Origin of the sequence: Vibrio pelagius, from assembly GCF_024347575.1 — a bacterium.
In the GTDB taxonomy this organism is placed as follows: Bacteria; Pseudomonadota; Gammaproteobacteria; order Enterobacterales; family Vibrionaceae; genus Vibrio; species Vibrio pelagius.
In genome coordinates this window covers 1,868,061-1,892,314 of the sequence record NZ_AP025503.1, presented here as the reverse complement: position 1 = coordinate 1,892,314, position 24,254 = coordinate 1,868,061, and the positions used below count along the sequence as shown (strand labels likewise).

General features: G+C 45.0%; 18 protein-coding genes. 11 read left to right on the top strand and 7 right to left on the bottom strand.

The features are described from left to right. Positions 1-95: 95 nt before the first annotated feature. Together asnS and vsple_RS08100 are read right to left on the bottom strand one after the other, a co-directional pair. Positions 96-1,496, bottom strand: coding sequence for an asparagine--tRNA ligase (asnS, locus tag vsple_RS08105; RefSeq protein ID WP_150868825.1), 1,401 nt, complete (start codon positions 1,494-1,496; stop codon positions 96-98). 265 nt (positions 1,497-1,761) lie between these two features. Beyond that, complete coding sequence (locus vsple_RS08100; protein WP_261881692.1) at positions 1,762-3,384, bottom strand: methyl-accepting chemotaxis protein; 1,623 nt, start codon at positions 3,382-3,384, stop codon at positions 1,762-1,764. A gap of 795 nt (positions 3,385-4,179) precedes the next feature. Between vsple_RS08100 and vsple_RS08095 the strand changes: the two genes are divergently transcribed. After that, positions 4,180-5,322 carry an amino acid permease gene (locus tag vsple_RS08095; protein ID WP_261883151.1) on the top strand — a complete coding sequence of 381 codons (1,143 nt, stop codon included), beginning with the start codon at positions 4,180-4,182 and terminating at the stop codon, positions 5,320-5,322. 94 nt (positions 5,323-5,416) lie between these two features. Here vsple_RS08095 and vsple_RS08090 read toward each other — a convergent pair whose 3' ends face one another. The 3 genes from vsple_RS08090 to vsple_RS08080 all read right to left on the bottom strand — a co-directional run bounded on the left by vsple_RS08090 (position 5,417) and on the right by vsple_RS08080 (position 9,076). Then, the gene (locus vsple_RS08090; RefSeq protein ID WP_255230561.1) at positions 5,417-6,778 is read right to left on the bottom strand and encodes an L-serine ammonia-lyase; all 1,362 of its coding nucleotides are present in this window, start codon (positions 6,776-6,778) and stop codon (positions 5,417-5,419) included. A 134-nt stretch (positions 6,779-6,912) separates the two neighbouring features. Beyond that, entirely contained in the window at positions 6,913-8,166 is a 1,254-nt protein-coding gene (locus tag vsple_RS08085; protein WP_261881691.1) for an aromatic amino acid transport family protein, read from the bottom strand. A 310-nt stretch (positions 8,167-8,476) separates the two neighbouring features. Further along, entirely contained in the window at positions 8,477-9,076 is a 600-nt protein-coding gene (locus vsple_RS08080; protein WP_261881690.1) for a CoA pyrophosphatase, read from the bottom strand. A gap of 258 nt (positions 9,077-9,334) precedes the next feature. On the opposite strand from vsple_RS08080, the gene vsple_RS08075 reads away from it, so the two are divergent. Together vsple_RS08075 and vsple_RS08070 are read left to right on the top strand one after the other, a co-directional pair. Further along, positions 9,335-9,874: a heme NO-binding domain-containing protein gene (locus vsple_RS08075; RefSeq protein WP_255230564.1), complete on the top strand. Its 540-nt coding sequence runs from the start codon at positions 9,335-9,337 to the stop codon at positions 9,872-9,874. Positions 9,875-9,878: 4 nt separating this feature from the next. Next, positions 9,879-11,594 carry an ATP-binding protein gene (locus tag vsple_RS08070; RefSeq protein WP_261881689.1) on the top strand — a complete coding sequence of 572 codons (1,716 nt, stop codon included), beginning with the start codon at positions 9,879-9,881 and terminating at the stop codon, positions 11,592-11,594. A gap of 164 nt (positions 11,595-11,758) precedes the next feature. On the opposite strand, the gene pabB is transcribed toward vsple_RS08070, so the two are convergent. After that, positions 11,759-13,147: an aminodeoxychorismate synthase component I gene (gene pabB / locus vsple_RS08065; protein WP_261881688.1), complete on the bottom strand. Its 1,389-nt coding sequence runs from the start codon at positions 13,145-13,147 to the stop codon at positions 11,759-11,761. 267 nt (positions 13,148-13,414) lie between these two features. Here pabB and vsple_RS08060 point away from each other — a divergent pair, with 267 nt between their 5' ends. The 8 genes from vsple_RS08060 to vsple_RS08025 all read left to right on the top strand — a co-directional run bounded on the left by vsple_RS08060 (position 13,415) and on the right by vsple_RS08025 (position 21,125). Further along, the gene (locus vsple_RS08060) at positions 13,415-14,929 is read left to right on the top strand and encodes a fumarate hydratase (protein WP_261881687.1); all 1,515 of its coding nucleotides are present in this window, start codon (positions 13,415-13,417) and stop codon (positions 14,927-14,929) included. A 137-nt stretch (positions 14,930-15,066) separates the two neighbouring features. Then, positions 15,067-15,252, top strand: coding sequence for a hypothetical protein (locus vsple_RS08055; RefSeq protein WP_032548748.1), 186 nt, complete (start codon positions 15,067-15,069; stop codon positions 15,250-15,252). Between the two features lie 210 nt (positions 15,253-15,462). After that, positions 15,463-16,836: a YcjX family GTP-binding protein gene (locus tag vsple_RS08050; protein ID WP_261881686.1), complete on the top strand. Its 1,374-nt coding sequence runs from the start codon at positions 15,463-15,465 to the stop codon at positions 16,834-16,836. Positions 16,837-16,847: 11 nt separating this feature from the next. Beyond that, positions 16,848-17,900: a YcjF family protein gene (locus vsple_RS08045; protein WP_261881685.1), complete on the top strand. Its 1,053-nt coding sequence runs from the start codon at positions 16,848-16,850 to the stop codon at positions 17,898-17,900. Between the two features lie 105 nt (positions 17,901-18,005). Further along, positions 18,006-19,550, top strand: coding sequence for a transcriptional regulator TyrR (gene tyrR / locus vsple_RS08040; protein ID WP_261881684.1), 1,545 nt, complete (start codon positions 18,006-18,008; stop codon positions 19,548-19,550). A gap of 9 nt (positions 19,551-19,559) precedes the next feature. Beyond that, on the top strand, positions 19,560-20,138 hold the full coding sequence (rimJ, locus tag vsple_RS08035; protein ID WP_255230571.1) for a ribosomal protein S5-alanine N-acetyltransferase: 579 nt from the start codon (positions 19,560-19,562) through the stop codon (positions 20,136-20,138). A gap of 98 nt (positions 20,139-20,236) precedes the next feature. Continuing rightward, positions 20,237-20,713 carry a DUF2947 domain-containing protein gene (locus vsple_RS08030; protein ID WP_152468896.1) on the top strand — a complete coding sequence of 159 codons (477 nt, stop codon included), beginning with the start codon at positions 20,237-20,239 and terminating at the stop codon, positions 20,711-20,713. A gap of 196 nt (positions 20,714-20,909) precedes the next feature. Further along, positions 20,910-21,125 carry a hypothetical protein gene (locus vsple_RS08025; RefSeq protein WP_032548757.1) on the top strand — a complete coding sequence of 72 codons (216 nt, stop codon included), beginning with the start codon at positions 20,910-20,912 and terminating at the stop codon, positions 21,123-21,125. Between the two features lie 126 nt (positions 21,126-21,251). Here the strand turns inward: vsple_RS08025 and vsple_RS08020 are convergent, their stop codons facing one another. Further along, a complete protein-coding gene (locus tag vsple_RS08020) occupies positions 21,252-24,089 on the bottom strand; it encodes an Hsp70 family protein (protein ID WP_261881683.1) in 2,838 nt (945 codons plus the stop codon). Positions 24,090-24,254 lie beyond the last annotated feature (165 nt).

Below are 24,254 nucleotides of genomic sequence, written 5' to 3'. Positions count from 1 at the left end.
TTGGTTCTGTGCCTTACTTATTTATTCGACACAAAAAAACCTCCGCAATTGCGGAGGTTTTTGTTTTCATTCTTTTAATTCAGCGTAGAGCGGAATTAGAAGTTCGCAGAGCGAGGAGTACGTGGGAATGGGATAACGTCACGTACGTTGCCCATGCCTGTTACGTAAGATACTAGACGCTCAAAACCTAGGCCGAAACCAGCGTGTGGCACTGTGCCGTATTTACGTAGGTCGCGGTACCAACTCATGTGCTCTGGGTCGATACCTACTTCACGCATACGCTCGTCTAGGATGTCTAGACGCTCTTCACGCTGAGAACCACCGATGATTTCACCGATGCCAGGTGCTAGTACGTCCATTGCCGCTACTGTCTTACCGTCATCGTTCGCGCGCATGTAGAATGCTTTGATGTCTTTAGGGTAGTTCTTAACGATTACTGGTGCCTTGAAGTGCTCTTCAGCTAGGTAACGCTCGTGCTCAGAAGACATGTCGATACCCCATTCAACAGGGAATTCGAACTCACGACCTGAATCTAGAAGAATCTGGATTGCGTCGGTGTAGTCAACTTGTGCGAAGTCAGAAGAAACAAACTGCTCTAGACGAGTGATTGCTTCTTTGTCGATGCGTTGAGCGAAGAACTCAAGGTCGTCACGACACTCTTCAAGTACTGCTTTGAATACGAACTTGAGCATGTCTTCAGACAGCTTAGCCACGTCTTCTAGGTCAGCGAATGCAACTTCAGGCTCAACCATCCAGAATTCAGCTAGGTGGCGGCTTGTGTTTGAGTTTTCAGCACGGAACGTAGGACCGAACGTGTAAACCTTGCTTAGTGCACAAGCGTAAGCTTCTGCGTTTAGTTGGCCAGATACCGTTAGGAATGTCTCTTTACCGAAGAAGTCTTCGTTGTAATCAACATCGCCTTTCTCTGTGCGAGGTAGGTTTTCCATGTCTAGAGTAGAAACGCGGAACATCTCACCAGCACCTTCTGCATCAGAAGCTGTGATCAGTGGAGCAGATACCCAGAAGAAACCCTGCTCGTGGTAGAAGCGGTGGATTGCTTGAGATAGGCAGTTACGAACACGCGCAACCGCACCGATTACGTTAGTACGTGGACGTAGGTGTGCTACTTCACGTAGGTACTCGATAGAGTGACGAGTTTTCGCCATTGGGTAAGTTTCTGCGTCTTCAACCCAACCTACAACTTTAACGTCAGTTGCAGCAAGTTCGAAGTCTTGGCCTTTCGCAGGAGACTCAACAATCTTACCTGTTACTTCGACAGAGCAGCCTGTAGTCAGCTTTAGCACTTCGTTTTCGTAATTATTAAGATTATTAGGGACCACGGCCTGAATCGGGTCGAAACAAGAGCCGTCATAAATGGCAAGGAAAGAGATTCCAGCTTTGGAATCACGACGTGAACGGATCCAGCCGCGAACAGTTACTTCACTGTCTACCGCTAGCTTGCCGCCAAGTACGTCTTTTACAGGCGCGTAAGTCATGTTGGTTTCATTCTCCATTGAGGGACAAATTCAACCCAATGCTAATTCACGATAGTTTTAATTTTCTGATACTTGAACAAAAAACAATCGAAACATTGAGTTGTATAAACTTTTTAAATCAATGGAACATATTACCTGTCACACAGAGAGCTTCAACCTTTATTGTTAGTTGAAGAAAGAAATATTTCCTATATGGACTTATTTTTGTTTAAAGGCCGACTTTTTACTCCAAAAGTCGGCCTTGGTGCGATAGGAGGGAAGGTAATTAGCGTTCTTGTCGCTTGTTAGAAAGGGTAAATTGGTTGATTAAGCTCTCTAGGTGATCAGACAGTTCTTCAAGGTCGTTACTGATGTCACGAGTACTTGCTGCCGATTGCGATGTGTTGTTGGCATGAGAGGTAATCGCTTCAATTTTGTTCTGCACATCTTTGGTAGCATGAGTGGTGGATTGAGTCTGATGTTGGATATCTTGAGCATGCGCCAATACTTGTTTCATCTCCTCAACAACGCCATTCATTTCTTCAGCTAGCGCGTCGATATCGGTCGAGCTTTGGTAAGCCTGAGCACACACATGATCCGCAGATTGTAGAGATTGTTCGCTACCTTGTTTGAACTGGTTGATGATTGATTCAATATTGTCAGTGGCTTCGGCTGTGCGAGAGGCTAGGTGGCGAACCTCATCGGCAACCACTGCAAACCCACGACCCTGTTCCCCAGCTCGTGCTGCCTCAATCGCTGCGTTGAGCGCCAACAGATTTGTTTGCTCGGCAATCCCATGAATCACAGTCAAGATCGAAGACACTTCACCTGTTTGCTGATTGAGTGAGGAGATCTTATCTTTTACTCCTTCGATACTGGTGACCAGGTTCTTAATCTCGTTGCTAGCATTGTGAGCTTGATTTGCACTCTGAAACGCCACTTCAGCAGTATGATTAATGAGGTTAGAAGCGGTAACCGTTGCCTGTTCTGCACTTACTTGTTGCGCTTGAATACCTTCAATATTGCTCTGTACTTCGGCTGTTTCGCCTTGTTGATCGCTGGCTGCAGTCTCTGTAATGTGAGCTACGCTTGTCAGTTGGTTTGCAGACGCATTCAGTTTATGTGAGGTGTCTTGTACTTGACCTAAACTGTTCGAGACGGTCTTCATGAAAGAGTTGATCGCTGCGGATAGCGAGCCAATTTCGTCATCACGCTCAACCGGTAGTCGCTCAGAAAGGTTTTTATCGTCACTGACTCGAGTCATAAAGCGAGCGGTTTGTTGAAGAGGGCGGACAATGATCTTGCGAATTAATGTCATGGTGAGACCGAAACCGACAAACGAAATCACCGCCATAATGACTATTGCGGTAATGGTCTGAGTGTGAATCAGTTCGTTAACATGGCTCAAGTTGTACTCTAAGCGAATAGCGCCCAATACTTCGCCTTCCGGTGCCATATGACAAGATACGCAATTCGTACCACGGTAATTCTCACTCGATTTCATTGGCAGGGCGATAACCAGACCTTTCCCCCAGTCCGCACTGAAAGGTTCAATGACCGTTTCGCCTGCCAGTGCGCGCTTATCGATGTCGTCTTTCGGCAGTTGATCTGCACTACCAGGGCCATAAAGTTTGCTCACAGTGTCTGCTCTAAGTACGCGAACATCTTCGATGCCTTCTTGTGCCAGTGCTTTATGACGTAGCGTCTCTTTTTGCGACATGGTGCCTGTCAACATCATCATATTGAGGCTGTCGAAATAGTTGCTGGCTTTATCGTGCAATTGCTCGCTCAAAACTGAGTTCACAAGTTGCTTTTGCTGGGTGTATTGAAAGTATGTAGAGATAGCGAGGAGTAGTGAGAAAACTACGGCCAGTGCTACCAGTATTTTAAACGTTATTGTTGAGCGCATACTGAACACATATTTTTATAATTTATAATGACGAGCATACTGTAGCGGTAAAGTTATGCGGTACCTACCATAAAGGGGTAATTGTGTGACCATACTCCGATTGTGGTTATGTTTCTGTGATGTAGCAGCTTTGTGATGGAAAATTGGCGTAAAAACGTCATAAAAACAGCGCACTTAGCGTCATGTTTTGATCTTCTTTCAACTAATTGGTTTTTTAATTGATGAGTTTGTCGATATAGGTGTGTGTGAGATTAGAAATGAAAACAACATGTAATTTTTAGTTAATTACTTTGTATCAATGTAATTAACTGGATCATCTCCATGGCTTAATTAGAATAAATGTGATGTTTTTTAGTTCTGATTGTCTAAATTACATACAGATGAGTAAAAAGTAGCAGAAAATAAGGTTGTGCCGTTGTTTTTCAGGTGTCTTTCGTTAAGATGAATCTACCTCAATACGTGAGGAGGGCAGCAAAGGATGGCTGCTTCAATAACACGGAATGTGACTCATTTGGACACATAGATGAAATTCAAAATTACATCACCAATCATCGAACCGACAGAAGGTTCACCACATCAGCTACCGAACTCTTCGGTTGCCTCTCTTTCTCTACAATTTCGCTTTTATCACAGCTCGCTTTCTACTGCCTTTTCGCGATTTAACTCCGCTTATCGCTCCTATCGATATTCGTTTTAAAGCTTAACTTCTTTCGAATTCTCTTTGCATCTTGATTGATGACAGAGAACTACATCTATTAAAAATTAAATAAATAAGTTAAAGACATGAATATTAAAATGATGGGGAGCTCCCTAATTATCGCTGGTACCGCTTTGGGTGCTGGTATGCTTGCAATTCCAATGGTTCTTGCCCAATTTGGGTTACTATACGGTTCACTTTTAATGGTACTGATCTGCTTCGGTACTACTTATGCGGCGCTTCTGCTCCTTGAAGCGACAATCAAGGCAGGTGGCGGCCTTGGCTTGAACTCAATCGCGCGCAAAACTCTAGGTAGACAAGGTCAGCTGATTACTAATGGTCTGCTTTACGCTTTGCTGATCTGCTTATTGATGGCATATATCCTAGGTGCTGGCGATCTTCTGAGCCAACTACTGGCAAGCCTTGGTATTAATGTTAGTGCCACGACAGGCCAGATAGCGTTCACCTTGATTGCTGGTGCAGTGGTTGCGTGTGGTACAGGTGTGATTGATAAGCTTAACCGAGCGCTATTCTTTGTGATGCTGGCAAGCCTTGTGATTACTATGACTTTCCTTGCTCCAGGTATGACTCAAGAAAATCTGACGCAAGTTACGAGTCATGACCACGTAGCACTGATTAAAACCAGCGCGATCTTGTTTACCAGTTTTGGTTTTATGGTGGTGATTCCTACTTTGGTTTCATACAACCAAGAAGCGACCGACAAGCAACTGCGCAACATGGTGATTGTCGGTTCTTTAATTCCACTTGTGTGCTACCTATGTTGGTTATTTGCGGTAGTGGGTAACCTAAGCGAAGAGCAATTTAGAAGCTTCCATAACGTGTCAGACTTGATGGCCGCGTTTGAGACTAAGTCTCCTTGGATTGGTAACATTCTGTCGACCTTTACTGGCTTGGCACTATTGACCTCTTTCTTTGGTGTCGCGATGGCTCTGTTCAACCAAAACCGAGACATGTTTAATCAGAATACAGCGGTCACTTACGTAATCAGCTTTATTCTGCCTCTAGCTGGTTCACTGTTAGCAGCAGACAAGTTTCTACAGGTACTGAACTACGCAGGTATTATCTTGGTATTTCTAGCGGTGTTTATCCCGCTTGTGATGGTGCACAAGCAGCGTTTCATGAAAGTGGCTGAAGATAGATACTCAGCGGAAGGTGGCAGCGTGATGATGCTATTTTCTCTACTGTTTGGTTGCTTCTTGATTATCTCTCAAGTGATTTAATTCGACGCTAGCCATAAGCGTTAACATAGTAGATACAAAAAAGGAACGCCTCGGCGTTCCTTTTCTTTATAAGCAAATTAAGTGCAAGTGCTAATTAGCAGACCACTTTGATTGCTAGACCACCTTGAGAAGTCTCACGGTATTTCGCGTTCATGTCTTTACCCGTTTCTAGCATTGTTTCGATAACTTTATCTAGAGATACAGTAGGAGCAGAAGAACGACGCAGTGCCATACGAGTCGAGTTGATCGCTTTCACTGCAGCAATACCGTTGCGCTCGATACATGGTACTTGTACTTGGCCAGCAACTGGGTCACATGTTAGACCTAGGTTGTGCTCCATTGCGATCTCTGCAGCCATACATACTTGCTCTGGGCTACCACCCATAAGCTCAGCAAGACCAGCTGCCGCCATCGAACATGCCACACCAACTTCGCCCTGACAGCCAACCTCTGCACCAGAGATAGACGCGTTACGCTTGTAGAGACCACCGATAGCGCCAGAAGCCGCGAAGTAACGGATGTAGTCTTTCTCAGTCACAGTTTGGATGAACTTATCGTAGTAAGCCAGAACTGCAGGGATGATGCCACATGCGCCGTTTGTTGGTGCTGTAACAACACGACCACCAGCTGCGTTCTCTTCGTTTACAGCGAAAGCGAACATGTTTACCCAGTCAACGACTGACATTGGATCGTTCGTTGTTTTTTCTGAAGTCATCAGTTGTTGGCGAAGCGCAGCTGCACGACGAGGCACACGTAGTGGACCAGGGAGAATGCCTTCTGTATTCATACCGCGATCCATACATTCGCGCATCGTTTTCCAGATATTCGCAAAGTAAGTACGAGACTCTTCATCAGAGTGAAGGGCAGCCTGGTTCTTCATCACAAGGGTGCTGATAGATAGACCGCTCTCTTTACACTGGTTCACTAGCTCTTCAGCCGTTGTGAATTCGTAAGGCGCTTTAATTGGGTTCTCTTCTTCCTTGCCGAAGTTCTCTTCGTCAACGATGAAGCCACCACCAATAGAATAATAAGTTTTTGAGTACGCTTTTTCGTCATCGATCCACGCGTGGATGCTCATGCCGTTTTCATGTAGCTCAAGGTTAGTAGTATGGAAGTTCATACCACCATCTTTCGGGAACGATACTGTGTGACAGTGCATGCCAACAGGAAGGCGCTCAGTTTCTTCTACGCGAGCAATAAAGCCCGGAATAGAATCGATGTCTACTTTCTCAGGGGTATTGCCAGCAAGACCCATGATGATAGCGATATCTGTGTGGTGACCTTTCCCTGTCAGTGATAGTGAACCATATACGTCAACGGTGATTTTAGTGATGTCGCGCAATTTTCCCATTGAGCGTAGGTCATCAATAAACTCTTTGCCCGCTTTCATTGGTCCAACTGTGTGTGAGCTCGATGGACCAACACCGATTTTATAGATATCAAAAACACTAATCATAGTGATTACCTCAAAAGAGAACCTCCCAAGGGGAGTAGGGAGGTTCATTTATTATCATTATATTTTGGTTTTAATGCACAGCTTGCTTAATGAGTATTGTTTCACTCATGTGCTTTAGTGTAACGATGCTGAGATTAAAGAGCGCCGTAGATTACAGAACTAATAGCCGCTAGACCACATAAAGCTGTAAAGATTTGTACAGGTGCTGAAGTTTTGTACTTCGCCATTGCTGGAACTTTGTTCATCGCAAATACAGGCATTAGGAACAGGATAGCTGCAATCATTGGCGCACCCATTGTTTCAATCATACCTAGGATGCTTGGGTTAACCACAGCAACAATCCAAGTCGTTACAACGATGAACGCTAGAGAGATTTTTTCAATCTTGCTTACTTGAGTGTTAGAGCGAGATTTGATTAGACCTACAAGACCTTCGTGTGCACCTAGGAAGTGACCGAAGTAGCTAGAAGTGATTGCTGCAAACGCCACTAGAGGACCCATGTAAGAGATAAGTGGAGACTCGTGAACGTTAGCTAGGTAAGAAAGTACAGAGATGTTTTGCGCTTGCGCTGTTGCTAGTTGCTCTGGAGATAGAGAAAGTACAACAGAGAATACGAAGAACATGACAAAACCCATCAGCATCATTGCTGCGCCACCGGTGATAGCGTCAGTTTTCTTAACTGCGTTTTCACCGTGTACACGACGTTGCTCTTTAGAGAACTGAGAAATGATTGGGCTGTGGTTGAAAGAGAACACAATGATTGGAATTGCAAGCCAGATGATAGAAGGCATTGCAGACCATTCTGGATTTACGTCCATCATAGATGTGTTCCAGTCAGGAACTAAGTAGAAAGACAGTGCTAGTAGGATGAATACTAGTGGGTAAACCATCGCTGAAGTTGCTTTCAGCATGAGTTCTTTACCGAATACAACACCAGCAGTCATAGCTAGGATAAGTGCACCAGAAAGAAGAGGACGTGGAATAGATTCCATACCCATTTGGTTTACAAGGAAAGAGTCCACAGTGTTTGTGATACCAACACCGTAAATTAGAACGATTGGGTAGATAGCGAAAAAGTAAGCGAAAGTAATAAGGTTCGCGCCAGTCTTACCAAAGTGTTCTTCTACTGTATCAGTGATATCTGCTTCAGGATTTTTTGCAGACAGTACAAAACGTGCTAGAGATTTGTGTGCAAACCAAGTCATTGGTGCTGCGATTAGAGCTAGGATAACTAATGGCCAAAAACCACCCGCACCAGCTTTGATTGGAAGGAATAGTACACCAGCACCAACTGCAGTACCGAACAGCGAAAGACACCAAGTAAAATCTTTATAAGTAAACTTGCTCGAATTCTTTACGGCATTTGCCGAAGAAATTGTTGTATTCATGTTAAATTACTCATTTTTTGGGAACAGGAAATAAGTTGGGGCTAATTTTGCAGAATTTTCTTCGGCAAAAAATAGATCTAAATCATGTAATGAAACGGCTTGTTATATGATAGGCGAAAAACGATTTTATGATCACGAATTTGGCGTGCTACAGATGATTTTTGTTTATGTTTGGTATTAGTTTTTCTTATGTGGAGGGTGGGCTGTTCTATAATTATACAAAGTAACCGTTTGCGTAAAATAAGTATTAATAAATCTGTTCCATGTAATTTTGAGCGTTTGTTAATAAAAAATAACTGAACCCTCCATTTTATGTAATTTGTTTCACTACGTGTCGCTGCATAGATTGTACAATTTGTGCTGTTACACCCCAGATCAGCTGGTCTTTAAACGGCATCGCAAACACTCGATGCTTGATCTTTTTAAAATCCACTAAATGACTGTGTAAGTTGGCTTGGTCGAACACATATTCGGCAGGAACTTCGAAAATCGAATCTACCTCGTTGGGATCGATTTTGGGTGTGTAGTCAGGGTCAATCAGTGCGACGACTGGTGTCACTGAAAATTTACTGATGGTATTCAGAGCGGGAAGCTGACCTATTACTTTGACCTGTTCTTTAACAACTCCAATCTCTTCTTGAAGCTCTCTGAGTGCAGTGTGTTGCAACGAAGGGTCACTTTGTTCATATTTTCCACCAGGAAAGCTCACTTGGCCGGGGTGATGTTTCAAATGCGCAGCGCGTTTAGTAAAAATTACGTTAAGTTCATTATTGCGTTCTACTAATCCGACAACCACAGCGGCTTGGCGTAGATCTTCGTCACGAAACTGTGCCACACGCTCTATGGATTCGGGGTGGTAGCCGACAATTGGGTTGAGTTGGAACTGTTGCAAAAAGTTTTGTTTATTCATATCGAGCCAATGTACTGATTATTATGCTAATAAGTATAGACATAACTTCTAGCTCAACACCAATCGGTAAAACTCGACAGTTTTAAAGAAGAAGAGGTGCGAAGTGTTGCATATTTGCTATATTGATAAAAAAGATCGCCCAACTTTTGAGTTTTCACTGGGCTGTTAAGTACTTAGCAAAGACACTGCTATGCAAACCGGACATCTAGAACTCTACTTTGATGTCGGAATTCTAAAAACAAAAAATGAAGGTATGCAATGAAAGGAATCATATTTACCGAATTCTTAGAGCTTGTTGAAGATAAGTTTGGTCTGGACCTCCTTGAAGAGGTACTTGAAATGTCTGACGACGAGGGTATCTACACCTCAGTCGGCAGCTATGACCACAAAGATTTAGTGAAACTCATCATCAACCTTAGTAAAAAGACCGATATTGATGCCGCTAGTCTGCAGCGAGTATTTGGTCAATCAGTATTTAAAAACCTACTCGATTCACTGCCTGACAAAGCCAGTCTTGCGCACAGCAATACCACTTTTCAGTTTATTCAGCATGTTGAACGCTACATCCACGTCGAAGTGAAGAAACTCTACCCAGATGCAGAGCCTCCTCAGTTTACATTTTTGACTACGGACGAAGCGCAGCTGGTGTTTGATTATAAAAGCGCGCGCTGCATGTCTCACGTATGCTTAGGTTTGATAGAGGGGTGTGCAGAGTATCATAACGAATCTATCGCGATTGAGATGATCCCTCAGAATGAAGACCAAAGCGTTGTACGTTTTAACCTGAGAGTAGAATAGCAGTATGAGTTCAGAGTCGGCCATTGAGCGAAAGCTTAAACGACAGATTGCTGCGAGAAAGGAAGCGGAGAGGTTACTAGAGCAGAAAAGCCTAGAACTCTTCGAGGCAAACCAGCAGCTCGAGCTAGCGCTCCGTCAGTTAGAGAAGCGATCCAACGCCAACTTACGTCGGATTGAATTCCAAGAGCAAATAGATAACTTGCTGATCAACTTTGGTCGCGCGTTTTTGCGCAACGATCTTGACGACGTTATGCTCCAAGAGTTAACCACCAATATCACCAATAGTTACCTAATTGAAGCTAGCCGTTTAGTGCTGCCTCCCAAACTGCTCCCTGAACTCAAAACCAATGATTATGGAGATGCAATACTTGGTGGGATCGATTTGGATACACAAGAGCTGACTTGGCAAGGCGATGTGTTGTTGATTCCGTTAGAGGTAGAGAAGGTTATTATTGGTTCGCTGCTAGTAAAGGTAAACCTTGTCGATCAAGATAGCGACTTTATTCAGAGTCAGCTGATGTTGGTGACGGATCTCATTTGCAGTGCTATCACTCATCAACTCGCCATTAATCGAAATATAGAGTCAAGACGACGCGCTGAGGAGTCCGAACGCTCAACACGTGATTTTGTTGCAATGATTAACCACGAGCTTAGAACACCGCTCAATGGATTGTTAGGTAGCGCAGAACTGATTAGCGACACAGAGCTGACCGAACCGCAACGTGAAATTGTCAACAACCTCAGTCAATCCGGTGAATTTCTCAGAACCATCATCAATGACCTGCTCGACTACAGCAAAATCAATGCAGGTATGCTGGAGCTTATCCCGAAAACATTTGCGCTGCGTGATCTGAAAAACACCATCGAAAGTATTTTCGTCAACCGAGCGACGGAAAAGCAGATAGACTTTACTATTTCAATAGGTAAACAGGTTCCATCTTACTTTAATGGCGATTTGGAGCGAATTACTCAGCTTTTTGTGAACTTAATTGGTAACGCTATTAAGTTTACGGAAGAAGGTTATGTTCGAGTCAACGTAAATTGGAAAGACGGCCAATTCGTTTTTGCAGTGGAAGACTCTGGGGTAGGTATTGCCGAAAGCGCTATGACTACCTTGTTTGATCCATTCACACAAGCTGACCGATCCAGCAGTCGAAATTATGAAGGCACTGGCTTAGGTTTAGCCATATGTCGCAAGTTAGTTAGCCTCATGAACGGTCACATCTCTGTAAAAAGTGAGCAAGGGGTAGGGACAACCTTTACCATCGCGCTCCCTCTTATCGTAGTGGACACCTCTCATTACGAAGAGAAGGTCAAAGAGAATATCGTTTCCGATACGGGTTTATCACTATTGAAAGTGCTGGTGGTCGATGACATCAAGATGAATCAAATTATTATTCAACAGATGCTGCGTAAGCATGAGATAGAGCCGGCAATTGCGAACAACGGTGTAGAAGGCTTTGAGTTAGCCAGTGTTAATGAGTACGACGTGGTATTCATGGATTGCCGGATGCCAATAATGGATGGTTTTGAGGCTACCGAGAAGCTTCGCGAACAAGGCTACACCAAATCGATTGTGGCTTTGACCGCGGGAACAACTTTAGAGGAACGTGAGCGTTGCATCGAATGCGGGATGGACGACATCCTTAGTAAGCCTTATACAGCTAGCGATCTGAAAGAGATGCTTAAAAAGTGGGGAATGAGTTCTGTTACTCAATAGTTATGGCAAAAGTGTGCCCAAATAGTAGCTTGCACACTTTGCTAGCGTGACTTACATAAAAACCAGAAGCTCGAGCTTCTGATTTTTTATGTTGTTAGTACATATAGAACATCTATTACATATAGAGCATCAAGTACATACAGAGCATTCCGCTGGGGTTTCGGCTAGTCCTTAGCAAGCACTGGCAGGATTCTACTCAGCTTATCTAGCGTCTCTTGATATTCTGATTGACAGTCACTGTCTGCAACAACGCCACCACCCGCCCAAGCGTATAACACCTGATCTTCTGCAACTAGAGTACGAATGGTGATGCTGGTATCCATACGACCATGACGGCTAATGTAACCGATACTGCCGCAATAAGCAGAGCGCCTGTGCGGTTCAAGTTCTTCGATAATCTGCATCGCTCTTACTTTCGGAGCGCCTGTAATCGAGCCTCCTGGAAAACAAGCTCTCAATAGATCCGTTGCATGGTATTGTTCATCGAGCTCGGCACGAATGGTACTCACTAGGTGATGAACTGCAGGGAAACTTTCGATATCAAACAGTTTCGGGACGTGTACTGTACCCGGCTTAGCCACGCGACCAATGTCGTTCCGCAGTAGGTCTACGATCATGAGGTTCTCAGCTTGGTCCTTTTCTGCATGAGCTAAATCGTTGGCATATTCAGCATCGATTTGAGCTTCTTCAGAGCGAGGGCGAGTCCCTTTGATTGGCTTGGTCTCAATTGTGTTGTCTTTAAGTTCAAGGAAGCGTTCTGGAGAGACACTTAAAATAGAGCAATCTTCAAGGCGAATAAAGCCAGAGAAGGGGGCGCTGTTATATTGCTCAAGCTTTTCATACGCTTGCCACTCTGAGCCTTGGTACTGAGCCTTGAAGCGCTGCGCCAAGTTAATCTGATAGCAGTCACCGGACAATAGGTACTCTTGAACAGAATCGAACTTGCTTACGTAGCTCTCCTGACTCATATTCGATTGCCATTCACCGATTAAGCTAAATGGAGCTTGCGATCCCGCACTGTGCTCCTGAAGCCATGCCAGTCGAGCTTCAACATTCAAACCAACCACACACGCTGCTTTGAGTTTATGGTCAACAATAACTGCCCAATCATACAGTCCAACGGCCATATCCGGCGCTTTGATATCGTGTTCGGCGAGCTCTGGTAAGGTCTCGACACGGCGGCCTAAATCGTAGCTGAAATACCCCAGAGCACCACCGACGAATGGCAGGTCATGTTCAAAATTAAGATCTGGGATTAATTCCTGTTGATACTGATGAAGCAACTCAAACGGGTCGCTTTCTGAAATTATAGGGTCTTCTTGGAGTACACGATTTTCATTAACATTGATCGTGGTTCTTTGACCAGTGGTCTCGAAAGTGGCGACTGGTTGAGCAACCAAAATATCAAAACGACTATCGACATGGCTTTCTGAAGCTGAGCGTAATAGCATTGCCCACGGTAGGGTTTCTATACCTGAAAACAGCTGTTTAGCTAAATTTGATTGATATTCGAGCGGCTTAATTTGGATAGACTGGAGTTCGTTGTTATTCATTTGTTTAATTTGTGACAAAGAGTTCGATCACTGCATGGCGTGTGAGAGGAAGCAAGAGTATCATAAATTGAAATTAAAATGGGCTCCTGGTTCACACAGTTCAAAACAAGGGGTTTAGTGCAATACGAAGCTGACGACTATCTTGGCTATTTGATGGTTCAGATAAGCGAGTGCCAAAGCAACTAAATTAAGCTCAATATTATAATAAGCTAAACACCCATAGTGCCATGAGCCCAACATGGAACTAGAACAATAAAGAGGCATGCAATGACGGTTATTCGTAAGCAAGATGTGATCAGCAGTGTCGCTGACGCACTTCAGTACATTTCTTATTACCACCCTTTAGACTTTGTCCAAGCCCTAGAAAAAGCCTATGAGAAAGAAGAGAGCCAAGCAGCAAAAGATGCGATCGCTCAGATTCTGATTAACTCTCGTATGTCGGCAGAAGGCCACCGTCCAATCTGTCAAGATACTGGGATCGTAACCTGCTTCGTCAACATCGGTATGGATGTGAAATGGGAAACAGACCTAACCGTTCAAGAGATGGTTGATGAAGGCGTTCGTCAAGCTTACAACAACCCAGATAACCCACTGCGTGCATCTGTCTTAATGGACCCTGCAGGTAAGCGTATTAATACCAAAGACAACACACCAGCGGTTGTTCACATTAATATGGTTCCAGGCGACAAGGTTGAAATCCAAATCGCGGCGAAAGGCGGCGGTAGCGAAAACAAAACGAAGATGGTGATGCTTAACCCTTCTGATGACATTGCAGAATGGGTAGAGAAGACACTACCAACTATGGGTGCAGGTTGGTGTCCACCGGGCATGCTAGGTATAGGTATCGGTGGTACGGCTGAAAAAGCGGCGGTACTGGCGAAAGAGTCTTTAATGGAGCATATCGATATCCAAGAGCTTATCGAAAAAGGCCCTGAGAACGCAGAAGAAGAGCTTCGTCTAGACATCTTCAACCGCGTAAACAAGCTAGGTATTGGTGCACAAGGCCTTGGTGGTCTCACTACCGTTGTTGACGTGAAAATCAAAACTGCGCCAACACATGCGGCGTCTAAGCCTGTATGTTTAATCCCTAACTGTGCAGCGACGCGTCACGTACATTTCACTCTAGACGGTAGTGGTCCAGCAGAGCTAACACCACCTAAGCTAGAAGAGTGGCCAGACATCACTTGGGAAGCGGGCGCGAATACACGTCGTGTTAACCTTGATGAAGTCACTAAAGAAGACGTTCAAGAGTGGAAGACAGGTGAAACGGTTCTTCTATCAGGCAAAATCCTTACTGGCCGTGATGCTGCACATAAGCGTATCCAAGGCATGTTAGAGAACGGTGAGGGCCTACCTGAAGGCGTCGATTTCAAAGGTAAGTTTATCTACTACGTAGGTCCAGTTGATGCAGTAGGCGATGAAGCGGTAGGTCCAGCGGGTCCAACAACTTCAACACGTATGGATAAGTTCACTGATATGATGCTAAACGAAACAGGCATCATGGGTATGATCGGTAAAGCAGAACGTGGTCCTGCAACGGTTGAGTCTATCAAAGAACACAAAGCGGTTTACCTGATGGCAGTAGGCGGTGCAGCTTACCTTGTAGCGAAAGCGATCAAGAAAGCTCGCGTTGTCGCGTTTGAAGACCTAGGCATGGAAGCGATTTACGAATTTGAAGTGGAAGATATGCCAGTAACGGTTGCAGTAGATTCAACAGGCGCTAACGCTCACCAAATTGGTCCAGATACTTGGAAGGTCAAAATCGCTGAAGCAGCACAGTAATCAGTGAATGATCAGGGCATAAAATTTAGATTTTTTGCTCGAAAAAGAGAAAAGTGCAGCAACTCCTGCACTTTTGTCTTATTATCAATGATATAGTGATAAACACATAGTTTGATATAAGAGTATAGGAGAAACGGATGCCTCGTTTTATTCAGATCCTCCAGATTATTTTAGCCGTAGTGATTGGTGGTTTTGTTGGTTATGATCTGATCTTGAAAGGGATTAGCATTTTCGATAATAAATACGTCACAATTACATGTGCGTTGTGGTTGATTGCAGAGATTGCACTATTTGTTATCTATAAGTTGATAGAAGACGATTAATCGTAAAATGCAAACAGATAAATTGTCAAAAGCCCCTGATTATAATGATAATCAGGGGCTTTTATTCATCTAGCATTAAGAAATGATGTTAGATAATACTTCGCATAAACAGGGCAGGTGCATTCATTTACTTCTCTTTCTTATCCCCTGTTTTTGAAATGTGCTCGTAGGCAGTTAAGCATGCGAGCCAAGTATAACGGAGTCGTTCGAATGAAAAAAATAACACAAGAAGTGAGTGACTTTATCAGTCGAGGAACGGATTCTCATATTAGAGTGGCGGTGACTGGCTTATCGCGCGCGGGTAAAACTGCTTTTATCACTTCCTTAGTGAACCAACTGCTGCATACCTCAACCCACAATAACTTGCCCCTGTTTACTGCGGCGCGAGATGGACGCTTAATTGGCGCAAAACGCATCCCACAGCACAACATGATGATTCCGCGCTTCTCTTATGATGAGGCGATGGATGCGCTGAATGCAGAGCCACCATTTTGGCCAGTGCCAACGAGAGATGTGAGTGAGATTCGCTTGGCACTCAAGTACAAGCCAGCGCGCGGCGCAAAGAAGCTGCTCAGTAAAAATAGCACCTTGTATCTCGATATTATCGACTATCCGGGAGAGTGGCTACTGGACTTACCGCTACTGGATATGGATTTCGATACTTGGAGTCAGTCTCAGTTTGCCGCGCTGAAAGGTCAGCGCGCTGAATTGGCACAAGTATGGAGAGAGCAAGCAAGTGAACTGGATCTACTTGTCGATGCGGACGAAAAGCGCTTGGCTGAGATCGCGGACACATACACTCAATATCTACACGGTTGTAAAGAGCAAGGTTTGCATTGGGTTCAACCGGGGAGATTTGTCCTGCCGGGTGAACTAGAAGGTGCACCTGTGCTTCAGTTCTTTCCTTGCCTTGAGCCAAACGAAAAATATGGCAAACAGAGTAATTACGCGGTATTAAAAGCGCGCTATGAAGAGTACCAACAGAAAGTGGTAAAGGCGTTTTATAAGAATCACTTCGCTACGTTTGACCGCCAAATCGTGTTGGTCGACTGCTTACAGCCTCTAAATGCTGGACATGACTCTTTCATGGACATGCGTGGTGCACTAGAGCAGTTATTAAAGAGCTTTAAATATGGGCGTAGCAATGTTTTGCGTCGTCTGTTTGCGCCGAAAATCGACAAGATCCTATTTGCAGCAACCAAAGCAGATCATGTAACACCGGATCAGCATCCCAATCTCGTGTCTTTACTGCAGCAGATGGTTCATCCAGCTTGGCAGCAAGCGGCCTTTGAACACATTGAAATGAGCTGCATGAGTATCGCGTCGATTCAAGCAACCAGTGCAGGCTTCATCGCCTCAGGTTCGAGTAGCCAACCAGCGCTGCAAGGCACCACATTGGATGGGCAACCACAAACCATGTATCCAGGTGAAGTGCCGAAGAAGTTACCGCACAAAGACTATTGGCAACAGAATAGCTTCGATTTCACTAGCTTCAGGCCTATGCCTCAGCATTCTGATGAACCTTGTCAGCATGTGAGAATGGACAAAGCACTTGAATATCTTATTGGCGATAAACTGAAGTAGGGGGTGAAAGAATGAGTGAATTGAAAACCAAACAAGTCTTCGACCAACCACTGAATAGTGAGTTTGCTGATGAGGAAAAACGTCAAGATACGCCAGAGCTGAATGCACAGACCGTATTTGAACAGCAAGAGAAGTTCATTCCTGCTGCTGTAGAACAAGACAGCGAACAGCAGGGGGAACCAGAGAAACAGCTGGAGCAGGTCATCCGTCCAAGTCGTGGACGTAAATGGCTGGCTTCAGGTCTACTAGCGGCTTTTGCAGGCTTAGTGGGCTGGCAAGCTATCGATAGTGTTATCACTGCTATCCAAACTACAGACTGGTTATCACTTGGTTGGGCTGGTTTTATGGCGGCAATCGCTTCGCTTGGTATTGGTGTTATGGGTAAAGAGTTGTGGAAACTGCGTTCTTTGAGAAACCACTTCAGTGTTCAAGAGCAGAGCGAAGTGCTACTGAAAAGCGATAGCGTCGGCAAGGGCAAAGCCTTCTGTGAAGACATCGCCAAGCAGGGCGGCATTATTGCTGAGTCGCCAGCGTTTGATAAATGGAAGAACAGCATTAACCCAGCGCACAGCGATGCCGAAGTGCTAGATATGTACGATGCGATTGTCGTGTCGCAACAAGATAAGATTGCTACCAATCTTGTTACACGATACTCAACAGAATCAGCAGCCCTTGTCGCTGTAAGCCCATTGGCTGCCGCAGATATGTTGCTGGTGGCTTGGCGTAATTTCACCATGATCGACAAACTGGCTGATGTGTATGGCATTGAGTTAGGTTACTGGTCGCGTTTGAAATTGTTCAAACTGGTATTGGTGAACATGGCGGCTGCGGGTGCCAGTGAGCTGGCAATCGATGCAAGCATGGATCTCGTTTCGATGGACTTGGCGGGCAAAGTATCAGCGAGAGCGGGGCAAGGCTTGGGTGTTGGTATACTAACAGCCCGTTTAGGTTTAAAGGCGATGGCACTGCTGCGACCAATGCCTTGGCATCAAGATCGCAAAGTGAAGCTATCACATATGCGCAAAGCGGTAGTTCACGAGCTGAAACGTATCGCAATTAAATAATTATTGAGAGAAGAGTAAACATCTGTTTACTCTTCTTCTTGACTGAATAGAGGCCTTAATTCACACTACTGTCAACTTATCCTGACACCTTGAATAGGAACACTTGTGCGTCTTGAAGTATTGTGTGAAGACAGACTCGGTTTAACCCGTGAGCTGCTTGATATTTTAGCAACCAAAAGCATCGATCTACGCGGTATCGAGATTGATGTTAAAGGTATTATTTATCTGAATTGCCCAGATATTGACTTTGATGCCTTTAGTGAACTTATGGCTGAAATTCGTCGAATTTCTGGTGTAAAGGACGTCCGAAAAATTCAGTTTATGCCAAGTGAAAGGCATAACACAGAGCTGATTGCACTACTTGCCAACCTTCCTGACCCGGTTATCTCTATCGACCTTAAAGGGTCAGTAGACATGGTTAACCATGCCGCGCTTAATCTATTTGGTAAGACAGAAAAAGAGGTCGTGGGTGAGCCTATCTCTACTTTTGTCCCTAACTTCAACTTCAGTCGCTGGATTGAAGGTGACGTAAAACGTCATCGTCAGGTTGTGGTTTTGGATGGTTTAGACTTCTCTATCGAGATCCTCCCTGTTTATCTAGGTGGTGACGTTAATGAGCCAGTGCTGGCAAGTGGTGTAATGACCATTCGCTCGTGTCAGCAAGATCAAGCGCAGCAAGATTCACTATCAGAGCAAAACAATTTAGGCTTTGAACATTTTGTCGGTGTCTCTAACCGTCATAAAGCGCTGATCAGCCAAGCTAAGAAACTGGCGATGCTCGACCAACCGCTGCTTATTGAAGGTGATACGGGTACAGGTAAAGAGATGTTAGCGAAAGCGTGTCATAACCGCTCTCATCGCTCTTCATCGCCTTTCCTTGTCTTGAGCTGTGCCTCAATGCCAGATGATGTTGCAGAAACGGAACTGTTCGGCCATGCTCCAGGTTCGTTTAACCACGAGCAGGGCCATAAAGGTATCTTTGAGCAAGCGAATGGCGGTACGGTTTTCCTCGATGAAATCGGTGAGATGAGCCCACACCTGCAGATTAAACTGTTGCGCTTCCTACAAGACGGCAGCTTTAGACGTGTTGGTGAAGAAGAAGAGATGCATGCAGATGTGCGTATTATCGCTTCAACGCGCCACAAGCTCTCTGAACTGGCAGACTCTGGTTCGTTCCGTGAAGACCTGTTCTACCGCTTAAATGTACTGACACTGTCGATTCCAGCACTGAGAGAGCGCTCGAATGACGTTGCGCCGCTACTTGAGCTTTTTGTGGCGAAGTACGCACAGCAGCTCGGTATGCTAAAACCTAAGCTTACTGCAGAACTGGTTGAGCAGCTTGGTAACTATCAGTGGCCGGGTAACATCCGCCAGCTTGATAATATGGTGCTGCGTGCGCTGACAGAGCTGGAAGGTGATACTCTAGCGATTGAGCAGTTCCATTTGCCGCAGCTAGAAACCATGAACTCTGGCATGGCTAATCTTAGCCTAGACGGTTCACTGGATGAGATAATGAAAGACTACGAATCGCAAATCTTAGAGAAGCTTTATCAGTCTTTCCCATCGAGCCGCAAACTCGCTAAGCGATTGAATGTGTCTCATACCTCGATTGCCAATAAGCTTCGAGATTATGGTATCCGCAAGAATTAGGGTCGTTTGATGGAAGATAAGAGCACTCCTGAGCGGTTATATAAACGTTCAGGTAACCTGATTGTGCGTACTGCAGAAATAGACGATGCGTCTTTGATCAGTGGTTATTTTCAAGCCAACCGTGAGCACTTAAAGCCTTGGGAGCCCACTCGCGAAGAGGCGTTCTTTGAACGCACTGGTTGGGCTCAGCGTCTAATTAAGCTCAATGAACTGCACAAAATGGGGCTGGCTTATTACTGCTTGATTATCAACGCAGAGACCAACGAGATGTTAGGTACTGTGTCGTTCAGTAACCTATCTCGATTCCCATTTCATGCGTGTAACTTGGGTTATTCCCTAGCGAAAGATGCGCAGGGCAATGGTTACATGCGCAAAGCGCTTCGTATGGCGTTGGATTACATGTTTGAAGTGCAAAAGATGCATCGCATCATGGCAGGGTATATCCCACATAATGAAAGAAGTGCGGCGGTATTACAGCATTTAGGCTTCGAGAAAGAAGGGTTTGCTAAAGATTACCTTTTGATCGACGGCCAGTGGCGGGATCATGTCCTCACTTCATTGATCAACCCAAATTGGGAAGAGAAATGATCGCGATGATCTAGAATTAGCATTTACTGAGCGTTTAAGCTCGGTAGGAAAAATATCAAGCCGATTGAACAAGGCTTTTTAAAAGTTAAGGAAATTTGATGTCATATACAACTTTGGACGAATACCAAAGAAAATGGATTTTCACTCATCAGTCAATGCCATTGCCTGCTGAAGACTTAGAAAAGATCAAACCTATGACACAGGCGCGTGCTTCTCAGTTCTGGAAAGAGAATGTAAGCCCACAGAGCCCAGATGCAGATAGATTGAGCTCGCAAGACTGGCCAAGCAAAGCATCTAACTGGGAGCAAGAGATCAGTTGGATGGAAAACTGGGAAGCTGACGAACCGGATATGCCACAAGAGATCTTAGACTTCATTGACTGGCAAGATGACGTAACTGTTTATTTTTGCTATGAAAAATACAATGTTCTTGAGACTAAATGGTCGGTATTTAAGAAGCATTGGAAGAACTTTTTGTTCTACGATGATGGCCCGATTTTACTCGGACGTCGTCGCTCACAAGCACTATGGTTTGCAACCAATGGTACAGTGAAGATCGGTAATCGCGCAGAGTAATATCTCGGTATGCTTTTGGCGTGATCAGATGAAAAAGGCGGGCTTGATGCTCGCTTTTTTGATCGTGCTGATTGGATAAAAACTGACCTGATAATTGGCTAGATTCTCAAAATGAGATCGCTATCTCATTAGTTTATTTGAAGTTTTTCGCCTGTGGACTAAATTTATAGTACTGCCTTAGTGGAGGTGAAGTATTATGATTTGGGAAACTCTCGAACGTGTAAATAAACTTCGCAAGGAAGCAATGGAAGATCCAGATTTCTTGGATTCGGCAAAAATGCATGAGGAGTGGATATTGAACGAAACTCATCAGCCAACTAAACGAGGAGCAAAACCGAAGAAACCTAAAAAACTGTCTGATATTTATGAACACACGGATTTTACGATTAACCCAACCGGAACAAAACATTAGTAATGACAAACCACGTTATGGTTCAACGATTTAAATGGTTAAACAAGGTAACCAACATAAACTAAAAAGCCACTTTCAATCAGCGAAAGTGGCTTTTTTATTATCAAGTGGTCGTATTAAAACGGATTAGCTCTGAATCAAACTCAGCCCGCTTGGTAGCGCATCACCAAACACACGCTTAGACTCGCTTTCTGAAAGTTCAGTCACTTCAGTCACCAGTGTTAGCCATGAGTCTGGTACTTTACTGCTCTTCAACTTGTCGATAACTTGTGCGCGGAAATCATCAGAAATATCGAATAAGCGATCGCCCGTCTTACGACAAATCATGACGGCTGCAAAGGCGATCATAGGCTCTTTGTGCCAGTTCTGATCAAGTAGCTTAGGTAGCCACTGCTCCGCTTGCTCACGAGGAATGACGCTGTGTTGGCTACCGTACAGAGGCGTACGAGACGCTAAACGACCCAGAGCCCACCAGTGCGCTTGCTCGAACTGATTATGATTAATCGCTTTGTTAAGGAACCAAGTCGAAAGTAGCGCTTTGTCTTCTACTTCCAGTTGCTCTAAAGATGCGGCTAAACGAACCATAGACTCATAGCCATGGTCTTGCGCATCTTTCGCTGATTTCGGATTCTTCATCGCGCCCGGGTGCAGGTACTTAGCAATATCCGCCAAGATGGTCTCTTGCTGCTCTTGGTTTAAGCCGCCCGCAACACGACGCCAGAATACCCACCAGTCCGTCCAGCCTTGATGATTCTTAAATTGGATACCTTGCTGGTAAAGACCCCACAGCTGTTCCATACGCCATGAATCCGTTGGATCACCAAAACCGGGACGCATGGAATATCCAGCCAAGCGAAGCCAGTTTTTCTCGTGGGCTTCAGAGCGGCGGCGGCGTTTTCTACCGAGTGAGAAGGTGTCAAATAGGTGACGCAAGGTGGTGAAGTCCCATTCATCCCGTTTCCCTAAACGCTTTTCAAGATCTTTAGCGAGTGTCTTAATCTCTTTTGAATCGGCACTTTTCTTATTCCCACTGTAGAGGCGAGATATGAGCTCTTTACACTCTTCAAGGCGAGGGTGGAGCTGCTCTTGCTCGGTATTATCACTTTGCTTATTGCGAACCTCAAACTCCAACGACCAACGCTGGTTGTCATCATTAACACTTACACACTCCATTTTCAGTGTGCCGACTTCTGTTAATTGGCAAGCAAGCTGAACCTCAACACGCTCTTTCTGGTTAGCTTGAAGCTCTTTGTCATCCAAGCTTTCCAGCGTTGAGATATAAGGCGGTAACGGTGAAAAAAGATCCGCATCGACGTCAACCATCACGCCATTTTGAATCGCAGTATCGTGAGCGATCTGATCATGAGTGGAAGTCAGTAGGTTGAATCGTACTGGTTCGCCAAGAGTTAAAGAGAAGCGACGACTGCTTAGACGAATCTCGTGACCTTCCTCTGTACCTTTAGCCAATAGACAAAGTGCTTTACCCATCTTGTTCTTTTCTTGTAGGTGCAAGAAGTAGGAGCGTGCGGCACCACCACCAATTTTAAGTTGTGCGCCACGACGTGCTTTACCAAAGGTAACGGCACCTAAAGCGACCGACCAATCTGGATGCGGGTTATCTAATACGGTGATATCCGAGCCTTTCCAACCACTCATTAGTTGAGTGATACGATCGGTTACCAAGTCACTGTTAAACACACCACCGTTCAATAGGATGGCTACTGGAATCGCTGGTGCAGACTCATCATGCTCGATTGAAGAGTTTTCCAATGCAGCTTTTGACACTTGTTGATGCTGAGTTAGGAATTCAGCGATGTGTTTACTGACCGCTGGATCAGCAACATAAGGAAGACCAAACTCGACCACCGCACTGCGGCGTTTGTCTGGAACTTCATTAAAGTCAGAAAGAGGGAAGAAGCCTTCCAGAGCAATCTGGTGTACTTCGGCTTTGGTCAATCCAATACTCTTTGTACCACCAAGTAGTTTCGAACCACTACCCAGCATAGTGATTTTTACGTCATCTGGTGCTTGGCTTGAGAGTAGACTCTCTTTAGCGCTACGAGTCTGCTGAATAAGCTTGGTTAGGCTAGACGCGTTGAGCTTTTTGGTTTGGTTGAAGCGTTGTTCAGCAAGGTGAGCTAGCGCCAAGTCGAGGTTGTCACCACCAAGCATTAGGTGTTCACCAACACCAATACGATCAAGGGCGAGTTCTGCTTCACCGCCATTGTTGGAATTAAAGCGTGCTTCAATCAAGCTTAAGTCGGTCGTACCACCACCCACGTCACACACTAAGATCAGCGGCAGTTGTTCAAGCTCTTCTGCCGCTGTTTGCTGGTGGCGAGCATACCAGTCGTAGCAAACCGCTTGAGGTTCTTCCAGCAGTAAGATCTTGTTAAGACCCGCCAGTTGAGCTGCTTCTAACGTCAACTTACGCGCTGTTTCATCAAACGATGCTGGTACTGTTACCACAACATCTTGATCTTCTAGCTTGTTACTTGGGTTGCGGTAGTTCCAAGCTTGGCGGATATGGTTGAGGTAGCTTGCACTCGCAACAACAGGAGAAACCTTGTCAACGTCGCTGGCACCAGCCCATGGCAAGATGTCCGAATTACGGTCTACGGCTTGGTGAGAGAGCCAACTTTTTGCACTGGATACTTGGCGACCTTCAACTTTAGCGCCGAGCTCACGTGCCCATTCACCAACAATCACATTACTAATATCGCCAGCGACAGGTTCAACGTCCCATGGAAGGGTAAGATCGTTTTGCGCAATCTGCCCTTGAGCTGGGTGATAACGGAAAGAAGGGAGTAGGGGTTTACGGACCACTTCGCCAGGGCCAATAAGCTGGTCGATGTCGAACAGAGAAACAGGGGATTGTTGTAAATCGTCGGTGATTTCACAGTAAGCCACCACAGTGTTGGTGGTACCCAAATCGATACCGACTAAGAAACGAGGAGATGCCATACAAAACCTTATTCTTCTCAAGTGATGACCAGTTTGTTGAAAGAGTTGGTCTTATTATCGTAATTCTTAAACGTCATTCCCGATAAGGAGGTATTACATCAATCGTGATAAACAATTGAGTCGGGAATATCATCACTTTGGATTTCAATGTATCGGTTGAAAACA